Origin of the sequence: Polaromonas sp., assembly GCF_049790275.1 — a bacterium.
Taxonomy (GTDB): Bacteria; Pseudomonadota; Gammaproteobacteria; order Burkholderiales; family Burkholderiaceae_C; genus Polaromonas.
On sequence record NZ_JBAQYR010000061.1, the window covers coordinates 1 to 12,896 of the forward strand.

At 64.3% G+C, this 12,896-nt stretch carries 9 protein-coding genes; 4 read left to right on the forward strand and 5 right to left on the reverse strand.

Annotated elements, in window-relative coordinates; translation table 11 throughout:
• Nucleotides 1-287 precede the first annotated feature (287 nt).
• Complete coding sequence (gene urtE, locus WA904_RS08830) at nt 288-980, forward strand: urea ABC transporter ATP-binding subunit UrtE (RefSeq protein ID WP_425196752.1); 693 nt, start codon at nt 288-290, stop codon at nt 978-980.
• Nucleotides 981-1,082: 102 nt separating this feature from the next.
• On the opposite strand, the gene WA904_RS08835 is transcribed toward urtE, so the two are convergent.
• Nucleotides 1,083-2,294 carry a cation:proton antiporter gene (locus tag WA904_RS08835; protein ID WP_425196753.1) on the reverse strand — a complete coding sequence of 404 codons (1,212 nt, stop codon included), beginning with the start codon at nt 2,292-2,294 and terminating at the stop codon, nt 1,083-1,085.
• Between the two features lie 193 nt (nt 2,295-2,487).
• Nucleotides 2,488-3,288, reverse strand: a complete 801-nt coding sequence (locus tag WA904_RS08840; protein ID WP_425196754.1) for a M48 family metallopeptidase — start codon at nt 3,286-3,288, stop codon at nt 2,488-2,490.
• 225 nt (nt 3,289-3,513) lie between these two features.
• Between WA904_RS08840 and WA904_RS08845 the strand changes: the two genes are divergently transcribed.
• Nucleotides 3,514-3,951 (forward strand): DUF3597 domain-containing protein, encoded by a 438-nt coding sequence (locus tag WA904_RS08845; RefSeq protein WP_425196755.1) that lies wholly within the window; start codon nt 3,514-3,516, stop codon nt 3,949-3,951.
• 12 nt (nt 3,952-3,963) lie between these two features.
• Here WA904_RS08845 and WA904_RS08850 read toward each other — a convergent pair whose 3' ends face one another.
• The 3 genes from WA904_RS08850 to cphA (WA904_RS08860) all read right to left on the reverse strand — a co-directional run bounded on the left by WA904_RS08850 (nt 3,964) and on the right by cphA (WA904_RS08860) (nt 9,796).
• Nucleotides 3,964-4,794: an urease accessory protein UreD gene (locus tag WA904_RS08850; RefSeq protein ID WP_425196756.1), complete on the reverse strand. Its 831-nt coding sequence runs from the start codon at nt 4,792-4,794 to the stop codon at nt 3,964-3,966.
• Nucleotides 4,795-4,976: 182 nt separating this feature from the next.
• Entirely contained in the window at nt 4,977-7,571 is a 2,595-nt protein-coding gene (gene cphA / locus WA904_RS08855) for a cyanophycin synthetase (protein WP_425196757.1), read from the reverse strand.
• Nucleotides 7,571-9,796, reverse strand: a complete 2,226-nt coding sequence (gene cphA / locus WA904_RS08860; protein WP_425196758.1) for a cyanophycin synthetase — start codon at nt 9,794-9,796, stop codon at nt 7,571-7,573. Before cphA (WA904_RS08860) ends, cphA (WA904_RS08855) begins: the two co-directional genes overlap by 1 nt.
• Nucleotides 9,797-9,943: 147 nt before the next feature.
• On the opposite strand from cphA (WA904_RS08860), the gene WA904_RS08865 reads away from it, so the two are divergent.
• Both WA904_RS08865 and WA904_RS08870 read left to right on the forward strand, forming a co-directional pair.
• Nucleotides 9,944-12,274, forward strand: coding sequence for an ABC transporter ATP-binding protein (locus tag WA904_RS08865; RefSeq protein ID WP_425196759.1), 2,331 nt, complete (start codon nt 9,944-9,946; stop codon nt 12,272-12,274).
• A gap of 10 nt (nt 12,275-12,284) precedes the next feature.
• On the forward strand, nt 12,285-12,773 hold the full coding sequence (locus WA904_RS08870) for a DUF1854 domain-containing protein (protein WP_425196760.1): 489 nt from the start codon (nt 12,285-12,287) through the stop codon (nt 12,771-12,773).
• The last annotated feature ends 123 nt before the right edge of the window (nt 12,774-12,896 follow it).

A 12,896-nucleotide genomic window follows, 5' to 3' on the forward strand; every position in this document is an offset into this window, starting at 1 on the left:
CTCCTGACCCCACCCCCCTTCTGTATGCGCCGAGGAGCGCAGGGCCAGACGGACCAGGGCGAGCGATTGTCTGAGCCGAAGGCGAGTTCGAGCTCGACCCCGGCTGGACCGAGCACCGCAGGTTGCCCCGGAGCGCAACGCAGGGGTCGCAGACAGCAGGGTCGCCTTTCTTTTGCTTACTTTTCTTTGGCGAGACAAAGAAAAGTGAGTTGCCGCCGGGCAACCCCCGGCTTGCAGGCGGACCACCACGGCTTCGAAGCTCCAACCAGCGCGATGGAGATCAACAAATGCTGACAGTCAAAAACATCAACCAGTACTACGGCGGCTCCCACATCCTGCGCGACGTGAGCCTGGACGCCCACCTCGGCAAGGTCACCGTGCTGCTAGGCCGCAACGGCGTCGGCAAGACCACGCTGCTCAAGTCACTGATGGGCTTGGTGCCCATCAAGACAGGCACCATTGAGTTTGACGGCAAGTCCATCCAGAACGCCACACCTTACGAGCGCGCCCGCGCCGGCATCGGTTTTGTGCCCCAGGGTCGCGAGATCTTCGCGCGCCTGACTGTGGAAGAGAACCTGCGCATGGGCCTGGCCTACAAAAGCGCCGGCACGCCGATTCCTGCCGAGCTTTACGAGTTGTTTCCGGTGCTCAGGCAGATGCTGAACCGTCGCGGTGGCGATCTCTCGGGCGGGCAGCAGCAGCAGTTGGCAATTGCGCGTGCGCTGGCGGCCAAACCCAAGTTGCTGATACTGGATGAGCCGACCGAAGGCATACAACCCAGCATCATCAAGGACATAGGCCGTGTGATCCGCATGCTGGCTGATCGCGGCGACATGGCCATCCTGCTGGTAGAGCAGTACTACGATTTCGCTGAAGAACTGGCCGATGACTACCTTGTGATGGAGCGCGGCGAGTTCATTGCGCGCGGGCAGGGCAAGGACATGCAGTCCAACCGGGTGCGGCAGTTGGTGGCGATCTGAGTTTTGTCATCGCGAACTCGATCCGGAATCCATGCCGCATGAACCTGGGTCAAGTGCGCCTGCAAGGGTTGCGGATCACGTTCGCAATGACTGCTCAGGTGTTTACCTTGACCGGAAAATGATCTCTTTCATGCGCTGAAGTTTGGGCGCTACCACTGGCACGGTCAGCATGGTGCTGGCGATGGCCATCAGCAGCAGGGCGGTGAAGGTTTCGTTGGTGATGATCTGCTTGTCCAGCAGGATGTTGGCAAAAATGATCATGATCAGTGCCTTGGTCTGCAGCAGCCAGCCGATGATGGAACTCTCGCCCGGGGCCCACTTGAGTATGCGGCCTGCGATATGGATACCGATCAGCTTGCCGGCCACCGAGGCGACCAGCAGGACTGCCGCAGCCACAAACACCGCTTCGCCGCCGACTGACCAGTTGGTTCGCAGACCGGTGCTCAGGAAGAAAACAGGCATCATCACCAGCAGCACATGGTGGCGTAACATGTCCATATGCTCCTGGTTGAACCAGTCGCTGTCCATGACGGCTCCGGCCAGGAAAGCACCGACCATGTAGTGCAGGCCGGCCCAGTCCGCGCCGAAGGCGCAAATGATGAGCCAGACGAGGCCGGCATACCAGCGGTCGCGTTCCGGTAGCCAGACCATGAGTTTGCGAAACGCGTAAGCCAGGACTGCAAAGGCGATCAGGAAGCCCGCTTGCCGGCCGACACGTTCCCAGTCCATCAGGATCAGCGCCAACACGCCCCAGATCGCGATGTCGTCGAGGCTGGCATAACGCAGGATGCGCTGGCCGATGGGCTGGCGCAGGATGGCGAGTTTTTCCATCAGCAGAATCAGGATGGGCAGTGCAGTGACGGCGCAGGCCATGCCGACGCCGGCGATAAATTGCCAGCGCATGCCTTGCGGGCCCACCCAGCCGTCATACATCAGCATGCCGGCAGCAGCAGCGCAGCCGAACAGCAGGGGCGTGCCCAGCGCCAGGCCGGCGGTGATGCTGCTCTCGCGCCGGTGCATCCAGGCCTTTTTCAGGTCCAGTTCAATGCCGGCAATCCACACAAACACCATCACCGCCCACCAGGCAATGCCGTTGAGCGACTGCACCACCGGCGTGCTGAAAACGAAGGCGTAATAGTCGGGATAGATCTTCCCGAGGACGCCGGGGCCCAGCAGGATGCCGGCGATGATCTGGACAACGACCAGCGGTGCGTAATAGTCGGTTTTGAAAACCCGCCAGACCAGGTAGGGCAGCGTGAAAATGATCGCCATGGCGATCAGGAAAATCTCGGTGGTGGTCATGGCGGCGTGCATGGCTTCTCTGTTGTTGTTGGGGGGGAAGCAATCGAGTCCGGAAACCGGCCCGTTGAACGGGCGGTGAGCGCGAATTATGCAGGAGCCGGCGCGTGCAGCAATGAGCGCTCAAGCAGGTGAGCGTTCAAGTGCAGGCGCGTATCACCTGCCACTACTGCACGGCAGCCTTCGTCATGGAAGGAACGCAGCTGACCTAGCGCCGGGTGGCCTGGTACAGCGGCATCACCGTAGGCAGCAGGGCCTGGATCTGCTGGACGCGGCTCGCGTCGCTGGGGTGGCTGCTCAGGAATTCGGCGCCGCTGCCACCGCTACCGCCCATTTTCTGCCAGAGGCTGACGCCGGCCTGGGGGTTGTAACCTGCACGGGCCATCAATTCGAGACCGATGCGGTCGGCTTCGGCTTCATGCGATCGGCTGAACCGCGTGGCCACCAGCGCTTCGTAAGCCGCCTCCGTCAATTGCGAGGTGCCGCTGCCCAGCCCGAGCAGCTGGGTACCGATGCCGATGGCTGTTTGTGCCGCCGCGGCCTGTGACACCTGCTCGCGCGAATGTTCACGCAGTGCATGTGCAATTTCATGGCCCATGACCACCGCGATTTCGTCGTCGGTGAGGCTGAGTTTTCGGACCAGCCCGGTGTAGAACATGATTTTCCCGCCCGGCATGCAGAAGGCGTTGAGCTGCTCGCTGTCGATCAGGTTCACCTCCCATGGCCAGCGCGGTGCGTCGCCGCGAAAAACAGCGGTTTGCGGCTGGATGCGCGTCGCAACAGCACGTATGCGCGCCAGCATGGCAGCGTCCGTGTTGAGTTTTCCTGCGGCCGTCGCTTCGGTCTTGAGCTTGTTGTAACTCTGGGCCGCCATCTGGTCCAGTTCCGCGGAAGACACCAGCAGAAGCTGGGAGCGCGAGGCGCCGACGGCACCGCTTTCGGTGGTGCTGGCGCAGCCGGTGATCAGGAGGGCCAGAACCAGGGCGACGGGGGACAGGTAGTGTTTCATGCGTATCTCACAGCTCGATCAGGTGGCACATGCCGGGGTTTCCATTTTCCGGCGCCCGGACGCGGCAGGGGTAGGACGCCGCAAGCCCATGCTGTAGGTTCGAATCGTCAATCCGGCGGGGGAATCAAGGGGTTTTCTCCGACAGGCGATCAGGCGGGATTCTTCAGAAGTTGCTGTGGCGGACAGACTACCGTATCCCCTCTAACTTCACGGATTGGATCCATCATGAGCATTCTCGGCAAGATATTTGGCAAGATTTTCCCCTCCGCACATGCCGGCGCGGCAGCGCCGGGCGCCACAGCGGGTGGCGCACTGTCCAGCGAAGATGCAGCAGCAGCTTCAGCTGCTTCCGATGCCGCGTCGCGTGCCGCAGCTGCGGCTGCCGTCGGCAGTGCAACCCTGCCGGAAGTGGATGTGGAAGCACTGCTGGACGGGATGGCCCGCAACAACCTTGAAAAACTCAACTGGAAAACCTCCATCGTTGACCTGATGAAGCTGCTCAGGCTTGACAGCAGCCTGGGCGAACGCAAGGAGCTGGCCAAAGAGTTGGGCTACAGCGGCGACACCAGCGACAGCGCATCAATGAACATCTGGCTGCACAAGCAGGTCATGAAAAAGCTGGCTGCCAACGGCGGCAAGGTGCCTGCAGACCTGCAGGATTAAGGTCAAGCCGGCTCAGGCGGACCAGATACGCGGGCTGGGCGCAGCCTTGTCCCAGAAATGCCCGCGCCACACCTTCCAGACCTGTTTCATCAGACCCATGGCCGGTTCGACCAGCGGGGCCAGCACGCGCACCACCACCACCTGCGCATCAGGACTGGTGGCACCGGCGCTGTTGCTCAGCGGATGTGCCTGCATGACGTCCCTGGCCAGGTCCAGCGCCAGCTGGCGGCGGTGGCGGTCCAGCTTGCTGCCGGTTGCGAAGAAAAGTGTGGCAATGCAGCGCTGGCCGGCCAGGCCCAGTGGGCTGTTCATCAGCAGCCGGTCGTCCGCCCGGATGCGCGCGCGTTCCAGCCAGACGCCAGGCAGCTCGATATGCTGGCAAAAACTGCCTTCTTCAAAAGGTTTTCCTGCGCTGGGCAAACCGAGGGCCGTGATGTCCCAGCCCATCAGCTCGGCACCGGGAGCGAGGTCCAGCGTCAAATGGTTTTCCGCGATGCAGCCGCTGTAACACAGCGCTTCCATGGGCAGCCATTCGGCGCGTGCTCCGGTTTCAAGGCGCAGGCATGTACGCTGCAGCGCAGTTTCATCCGCCGACCTGTAGAAGCGCGTGGCGCCCGGCGTGGTGATCAGGCCGTGGCTGCCGGCCGCTGCGGCAACTGCGATGTCCAGCGTGTCGCCACCGACCAGCCCGCCCGGCGGATGCACCAGCACGTTGTGGCACACCGCGTCTCCTTCCGGGTACAGGCTTTGCAGGATGCGCAGTGGCCCGTCGTGGCGGAAGTGCGCAACTGTCTTGCCGGCCTGCAAGGTGTAGTCGAGGGAGAGCGTTGCGTTCCAGGCCATCGGTCAAGTTTAACCCGCGGTCCGGGGTTATCTTGCTCCTGGATTGCTACCGATTTGATAGCTATTTGCGCCCGACCTATAAGGGCTGGAAGCCAATTTCCTTGCATGAAATGGAAGCGGCGATCGCTTCGACAGGCTCAGCCCGAACGGTTCCGGACCGGCGCAAGGCGTGAGGGCTCCACTCAGGCAACAGCGACCTCTTTGACATCGCAGGTCTCTTTCACCCGCTCCGCCAGATGCGCCAGGGCTTCCTGCACCTGGTCCACCAGGATCAGGCACAGGTCACCCGGTTGCAGGCGGGCCAATGCGGTGTCGATAGCGAGGAACTCGCCGCGGATTTCTTCGATGTAGGTGGTGCGCGCGGCGCCCGTCAGGCCTTCGCGCAGCAGGCCCATGACCTCGCCGTCGGCCCGGCCGCGCTGGGCGGCGTCCTGGTAGAGCAGGACATCGTCAAAGGCCTGGCCGAGGATGATGGTCTGGTCGCGGATGTCGCTGTCACGGCGGTCGCCGGCACCGCTGATGACCACGCTGCGGCGCTTGGCCGGCATGGCGTTCACGGCGGCCACCAACGCGCGCATGGCGTCCGGGTTGTGGCCGTAGTCGGCAATCACGGTGGCGCCGCGGTAGTCCATCACGTTGAAACGGCCGGGCGCATTGTTCGTATCGTTGACAAAACTGGCCAGGCCACTTTTGAGCGTGTCCCAGGTCACGCCAACGGCCCAGGCGGCGGCCAGGGCCGCCATGACGTTTTCAACCTGGAAGCCGATGCTGCCGTTGCGCGTCAGCGGGATGCTGTGCAGCGGCACGCGTTCGCGCCAGGCGCCTTCGGCGGCGACCAGCGCGTTGCCGTCGATATAGACGGTGCGTTTGCCCTGGGCACGGTGGGTGGCCATCAGGGGGTGGTGCCTGTCGGCAGCGAAAAAGATCACGTTGCCGGGGCAGGTGGGCGCCATGGCGGCGACGATGGGGTCGGCCGCGTTAAGCACGGCATAGCCGGTGGGTGAAACGTTTTGCACAATCACGCGCTTGAGCACCGCCAGGTCTTCGACCGTCGTGATGTAGTTCAGGCCCAGGTGGTCGCCTGTGCCGACGTTGGTCACTACCGCCACCTCGCAGCGGTCAAAGCCCAGGCCTTCACGCAGCACACCGCCACGCGCGACTTCAAACACGGCGGCGTCCACGTCGGGGTGCATCAGCACATTGCGAGCGCTTTTCGGGCCGCTGCAGTCACCGCTGTCGGTCTGGCGGCCGTTGACATACACGCCGTCGGTGTTGGTCATGCCGCAGCGCAGGCCGTTGGCTGCCAGCAGGTGCGAGATCAGGCGTGTGACGGTGGTCTTGCCGTTGGTGCCGGTCACGGCCACCACCGGCACGCGGCCGTCGTCGCCCGCGGCAAACAGCTCGTTGATCATCGCACCGCCGACTGCGCGGCCCTTGCCGTAAGAGGGCGACAAATGCATGCGCAGGCCGGGCGCGGCATTGACCTCGACCACGCCGCCGTTCTGTGCTTCAAGCGGGCGCAGCACGCTTTCGCAGACCACGTCCACCCCGCAAATATGCAGGCCCACCATCTGTGCGGCAGCGACTGCACGGGCGGCGACTTCGGGGTGCACGTCGCCAGTGACGTCGGTGGCGGTGCCACCGGTGCTCAGGTTGGCGTTGTTGCGCAACACGACACGCCGGCCACGCGCCGGAATGGACTCGGGCGTGAGCTCCTGCGCATGCAGGCGTGCCACCGCGATCTCGTCAAAGCGGATTTTGGTCAGCGATGTGGCATGGCCCTCGCCGCGGCGCGGGTCCTGGTTGACGATGTCCACCAGTTCGCGCACGGTGTGCAGGCCGTCACCCAGCACCTGCGGCGGCTCGCGCCGCGAGGCGGCCACCAGCTTGTTGCCGACCACCAGCAGGCGGAAGTCGTTGCCGGGCAGAAATTTCTCGACCATGACCTCGCCGTATTCTGCGGCCGCGCGGAAGGCAATGTCCAGATGGTCGCGTGTGACGATGTTGACAGTGACCCCCTTGCCCTGGTTGCCGTCCAACGGTTTGGCCACGACCGGAAGCCCGATCTGCAGGGCAGCGGCCCAGGCGTCGTCGGCATCCGTGACCGGTCGACCTGTGGGCACGGGCACACCGGCGGCGAGCAACAGCTTTTTGGTCAGGTCCTTGTCCTGGGCGATGGATTCCGACACCGCACTGGTGGCATCCAGTTCGGCGGCCTGGATACGGCGCTGGCGCGAACCCCAGCCGAACTGCACCAGGCTGCCCTTGGTCAGGCGCCTGTACGGAATGCCGCGCGCCACCGCCGCATCCACGATGGCGCCGGTGCTGGGGCCCAGGCGTTCGTCTTCGTCGAGGTCGCGCAGCTGGGCAATGGCGGCATCGACGTCAAAGCCGTTTTCGTTGAGTGCGGCATGGACCAGCGCCCGGGCGAGTTCCAGCGCCAGGCGGCCGACGGCTTCTTCGCTGTACTCGACCACGGTCTGGTAGACGCCGGGCTCCAGCGTGACACTGGTATGGCTGAAGGTCACCGGGCAACCGGCGTTGGCCTGCAGGGCCAATGCGGCTGATTCCAGCACGTGGGCCAGCGAGATCGGGCCGACGTAGCCGCCCGGACGCAGCGCGCCTATGGCCGGGAACAATGAACGCACGCGCGGCTCGAAGCCGGGCAGGGCGTCGATGGAGCGTTCTGCCTCGGTGCAGGTAACGATGGCTTCAAGCGCCGTGTGGCGGCTCCAGAGGTTGGGGCCGCGCAACGCGCGTATGCGGGAAACTTCCATTACTCTGTCTTTCCTTCGGGGCTGGGTCGGTCAACGGTGGTGTCCAGGTTGAAGGCTTCTATGCCTGCGCCTATCAGGTTGAGCGGGATGCCGAGCGCCCAGGCCGCGGCAATGGCGGCGAGCAGGCTGTCTTGGGCCGTTGGAACGTGGCGGCCCTGCCAGAGCGTCAGCTTGTCCAGGCCGGGCAAAAAAACTTCGCTGGCGCCGGTGGCAAGAACCACCTTGCCCTGGCGCATGAATACCGCGCGGCCGCCGCTACCCACGTGAGCAGCGATGACGGCCTGCGCCGGATCCGCGGCGTAAAAAATGACTTCACCGTCGCACAGGCCGGCCATCTCGACAATGGCAGGAACGGCTGCATTCAGCACGGCAACACCGTCGGGCAACACCACATCGACCTGCGAGCGCATAACCTTGAACATCTCCTCTTCGCCCGCAACATCGAACTCGCCCAGCGTCTCAAAGCCGCCCAGATCGGTCACCACGCCGACCTGGCAGCGGTCGTAAGCCAGGCCGCTGCGCAAAATGGTGTCGGCGCCGTTTTCAAGCACGGCGGCCTGCACCGCGCGGTTGATCAGCAGGCGCTGGCCGGCTTCCCAGTGGCTGCAATCGGCGGCGTCCAGGCAGCGCCCATCGAGGAACAGGCCGTCGCGGCAGGCCAGGCCGGTATGCCGCCCCGACAACTGCAGCAGCCAGGCCACCAGGCGCGCCACGTGTTGCGTGCCGGCCGAGCCGGCGACGCCGACCACCGGGATACGGCCGCTGTGGGTGCCTTCGGGGGCCTCGGGGAAAAGGTGGTCGCAGATGGCACGGCCGACCGGGCGGGGCGCACCTTCGGCCGGTTTCAGATGCATCAGCAGGCCGGGGCCGGCATTGACTTCGACCACTGCGCCGCCCTGGGCGTGCAGCGGACGCGAAATGTCCTGGGCCACCACATCGACACCGGCGATGTCCAGGCCAACCACCCGGGCAGCCAGCGAAACGATGTGGTCCACCTCGGGATGGACTTCATCGGTGCAATCGATGGCCACATTGCCGTTGCGCTGGATGAACACCTCGCGGCCGGCGGCTGGCACCGAGGCCGGGTTCAGGTCCTGGCGCTGCAGGTCCAGCAGGATGGCCGTGTCGGTATCGATCTTGACCGGGTTGAGCGGGAAATCTTCCGAAGCGCCGCGCCGCGGATCAGTATTGAGTTGGGTGTCGACCAATTGGGCCACGGTGGAACGTCCGTCGCCCGTGACCGAAGCGGTTTCGCCGCGGGCGGCAGCCACCACGCGGCCGCCGACCACCAGCAGCCGGTGCTCCTGGCCGCGCACAAAGCGCTCGACCATCACCTCGCTGCCATGCCGTTCGGCGAGCTCAAAAGCGTTTGCAACCTGTTCCCGGGTGGTGAGGTCCAGCGAGACGCCTCGGCCGTGGTTGCCGTCCGTGGGTTTGACCACCACCGGCAGGCCGATGTCTTCGGCGGCTTCCCAGGCAGCTTCCGCATTGTCCACAATCTGCCCTTCCGGCACGGGCACGCCGCAGGAGGCCAGCAGGCTCTTGGTCAGGTCCTTGTCGCTGGCGATGCCTTCAGCAATGGCGCTGGTGAACTCGGTTTCGGCCGTCCAGATGCGGCGTTGGCTGGCGCCGTAACCCAGCTGCACCAGGTTGCCGTCGTTCAGGCGGATGTGCGGAATGCGCCGGTCGGTGGCGGCGGCGACGATGGCGGCGGTACTGGGGCCGAGGTAACACTCGTCGACGATATCGCGGACGCGACTGACGGCCGCCTGCAGCTCCGTGTCGCTGTAGGCCTCGTTGTTGATGGCCGCCATCAGCAGGCGGTGGCCTTCGGCCAGCGCGCTGCGTGCCACCTGCTCGTCCCGCGCACGAACCACCATGCGGTAAATGCCGCGCTGCGAGGTGCTGCGGGTCTGGCCGAAGCCGGTGGGCATACCTGCCAGGTTCAGCAGCTCGATGACCACGTGTTCAAGCACATGGCCGGCCCAGGTGCCTTCGACCAGGCGCTGGATAAAGCCGCCGCGCTCGCCCACACCGCAGTGGTGTTCCAGCAGGGCCGGCATCAGGGCCACCAGCCGGTCGCTGAAGCCGGGCAGCAGGTTGGAGGGGAAATCCTCCAGATTGCCGAGGTCCATCCAGACTTCCAGCACGGGCCGGTAAGTCCAGATGTTGGGGCCGCGCAGGTAGTTGATGCGCAGAAGCTGGATGTCGTCCTTTTTGCTCATGTTTTTGGGGGTCCGGTCAACCGGCCGGGCCGGGACAACGTTCTTTTCATGGTGGGCGCCCAAAACGGGCGCTTTTGTTTTGGGCGAAAATCCGGGGTTCAGCCCCGCTGTCTCAGGGGCACCGGTTTCCACGGCTTCCACATCACAATGCAACATTCCCATCCGGTTGACGCCTCCAGCGAGGCTGGCTCTGCGCAGACAGACCTGCGCGCACAACTCGCAAACCATGAGAACGTTCTATGTACAGTGCTGGTTGACCTGAGCCAGCAACTTCGATTTTCGCAGGGTTTGCTGGCGCTGACCGACCGCCGCCTGATGGCCCGGGACCCGGAAACCGGCCTCTGGAGCAGCTGGCCGCTGCCCGAAAAAGCACCCGCCGACAGTCCGCCAGCCCTGTTTTTGCGCCATTTTGACCATGCCGGCGTCGGCACGCTGGAGCTGCACGATGGCAGCGGACGGCTGGCCAGTTGGCGCTTTACGCTGGCAGCCAATGTGCAGGCGCTGCGTTTGCTGCGGCTGTTCGAGCAGCAGTTGGCGCCAGCCCAGGGCGCCGCCGGGGACGACATTGCCCTGTGCCCGCTGTGCGACACCGTGCTGCCGCCGGACAGCGATGAATGCCCGACCTGCGCCCGCGAACTGCATACCCCGCCGTCCACCTGGGTTTTGCTGCGGCTATGGCGTTTTGCCCAGCCCTACCAGGGGCAGTTGCTCGCCGGCTTTTTGTTGACGCTGGCCTCCACAGCGGCCACCCTGGTGCCGCCTTACCTGACGATTCCGCTGATCGACGACATCCTGATCCCCTTCCAGAACGGCCAGCAGATCGAGTCCTGGAAGGTTTTGGCTATCCTGGGCGCGCTGCTGGCGGCGGCACTGGTCGGCTGGGGGCTGAATTGGGCGCGCACCTATTTGTTGGCGCTGGTGTCCGAACGCATAGGCGCGGATTTGCGCACCGCCACGTTTGATCACCTGCTGGAGCTCTCGCTGGACTACTTCGGAGGCAAACGCACCGGCGACCTGATGGCGCGCATCGGTTCGGAAACCGATCGCATCAATGTTTTCCTGTCCTTGCATGCGCTGGACTTTGCAACCGACGTGCTGATGATCCTGATGACCGCCGTCATCCTGTTTTCCATCAACCCCTGGCTGGCGCTGGTGACTCTGCTGCCGCTGCCCTTCATCGCCTGGATGATCCACGCGGTGCGTGAGCGCCTGCGCACCGGCTTCGAAAAAATCGACCGGGTCTGGTCCGAAGTGACCAATGTGCTGGCTGACACGATTCCCGGCATTCGCGTGGTCAAGGCTTTTGCCCAGGAAAAGCGCGAAGCCCAGCGTTTTCGTGACGCCAATCGGCACAACCTGCTGGTCAATGACAAGCTCAACAAGGTCTGGTCGCTGTTCACGCCCACGGTCTCGCTGCTGACCGAAATCGGCCTGCTGGTGGTCTGGGCCTTCGGTATCTGGCTGGTGTCGAAGCAGCAGATCACCGTGGGTGTGCTAACGGCGTTTATTGCCTACATCGGCCGTTTCTACACCCGGCTTGATTCCATGAGCCGCATCGTCTCGGTCACGCAGAAGGCCGCGGCCGGCGCCAAGCGGATCTTCGACATCCTCGACCATGTCTCCAATGTGCCGGAGCCGGCCAGTCCGGTGCCCATGGCGCCGTTGCAGGGCCGCATCGAGATGACCGGGTTGGGCTTTCGCTACGGCAACCGTGCGGTGATTCGCGGGCTGGACCTGTCGATCAAGCCCGGCGAGATGATTGGCCTGGTGGGCCACAGCGGCTCCGGCAAAAGCACGCTGGTCAACCTGATCTGCCGTTTTTACGATGTGACCGACGGCAGCATCAGCGTGGACGGCACTGACATCCGGCGTTTTACGGTGGCAGATTACCGGCGCAATATTGGCCTGGTGCTGCAGGAGCCGTTCCTGTTCTTCGGCACGATTGCCGAAAACATCGCCTATGGCAAACCGGGTGCCAGCCGCGCCGAAATTGTGGCCGCGGCCCGCGCCGCCCATGCGCACGAGTTCATCCTGCGCCTGCCCCAGGGCTACGACTCGCTGGTCGGCGAGCGTGGCCAGGGCCTGTCGGGTGGTGAGCGCCAGCGCATCTCGATTGCGCGCGCGCTGCTGATCGACCCGCGCATCCTGATCCTCGACGAGGCGACCTCGTCAGTGGACACCGAGACCGAGCAGGAAATCCAGAAGGCGCTGGACAACCTGGTGCAGGGCCGCACGACCATTGCCATCGCCCACCGCCTGTCCACCCTGCGCAAGGCCGACCGCCTGGTGGTGATGGACCGCGGCCAGGTGGTCGAGGTCGGGCCGCACGACGAACTGATGGCGAAACAGGGTGCCTACTGGCGGCTGTATGAAGCCCAGGCGCGGCAGGTGGACAGCGAGGATGCCGACGCCGAAGAAGGCCGCATTGCGCTGGTGACTTCACAAGCACGCACCGCTCAGCGCACCGGCAATGTCTGAAGGATCATCTATGACTTCCCCTCAAACCTTGACCAGCCCCGCTTTCCAGCTGGAGCGCCACGCTTCGGGCCGGCTGCTGCTGACGGATGACAAGGGCCAGCAGCACCTGGGTGTGGTGCCGGTGCGCGCTTTCCCGATTGCCGCGCCCGACGAAGGTATTTCCCTGGTGGGCAGCGAAGGCCATGAACTGGTCTGGCTGGACAGCCTGGACGGCTTGTCAACGGCGCTGCGCAGCCTGCTCGAGGAAGAGCTCGCGCTGCGCGATTTTGTGCCCGAGATCACGCGGCTCAAGAGCGTTTCAAGTTTTGGCACGCCCAGCACGTGGTCGGTCGAGACCGACCGCGGCGACACCTCGTTTGTACTCAAGGGCGAGGAAGATATCCGCCGCCTGAGTCGCCAGGCGTTGCTGATTGCTGCCGGTCATGGCGTGCATTTCAGTGTGAAGGATATGGGCACGCTGGACCGCTCGTCACGGCGGCTGCTCGAGCGCTTTCTCTAGGAGTCTGGGCGGCAGAAGGCGTCGAAGCGAGAAGTGGCCCCGGCGAGGCCAGTTTTTGCCGGGTTTGCAGCGCCATAGCCGTAGCTATGGGGCAAAAAGCCGGTGAAAAATGGACCGTCGCGG

Bases quoted from the DNA above. Each gene is read 5' to 3' on its own strand.
- urtE (WP_425196752.1), top strand. From the start codon at position 288: ATGCTGACAGTCAAAAACATCAACCAGTACTACGGCGGCTCCCACATC.
- WA904_RS08835 (WP_425196753.1), bottom strand. From the start codon at position 2,294: ATGCACGCCGCCATGACCACCACCGAGATTTTCCTGATCGCCATGGCG.
- WA904_RS08840 (WP_425196754.1), bottom strand. From the start codon at position 3,288: ATGAAACACTACCTGTCCCCCGTCGCCCTGGTTCTGGCCCTCCTGATC.
- WA904_RS08845 (WP_425196755.1), top strand. From the start codon at position 3,514: ATGAGCATTCTCGGCAAGATATTTGGCAAGATTTTCCCCTCCGCACAT.
- WA904_RS08850 (WP_425196756.1), bottom strand. From the start codon at position 4,794: ATGGCCTGGAACGCAACGCTCTCCCTCGACTACACCTTGCAGGCCGGC.
- cphA (WP_425196757.1), bottom strand. From the start codon at position 7,571: ATGGAAGTTTCCCGCATACGCGCGTTGCGCGGCCCCAACCTCTGGAGC.
- cphA (WP_425196758.1), bottom strand. From the start codon at position 9,796: ATGAGCAAAAAGGACGACATCCAGCTTCTGCGCATCAACTACCTGCGC.
- WA904_RS08865 (WP_425196759.1), top strand. From the start codon at position 9,944: ATGCAACATTCCCATCCGGTTGACGCCTCCAGCGAGGCTGGCTCTGCG.
- WA904_RS08870 (WP_425196760.1), top strand. From the start codon at position 12,285: ATGACTTCCCCTCAAACCTTGACCAGCCCCGCTTTCCAGCTGGAGCGC.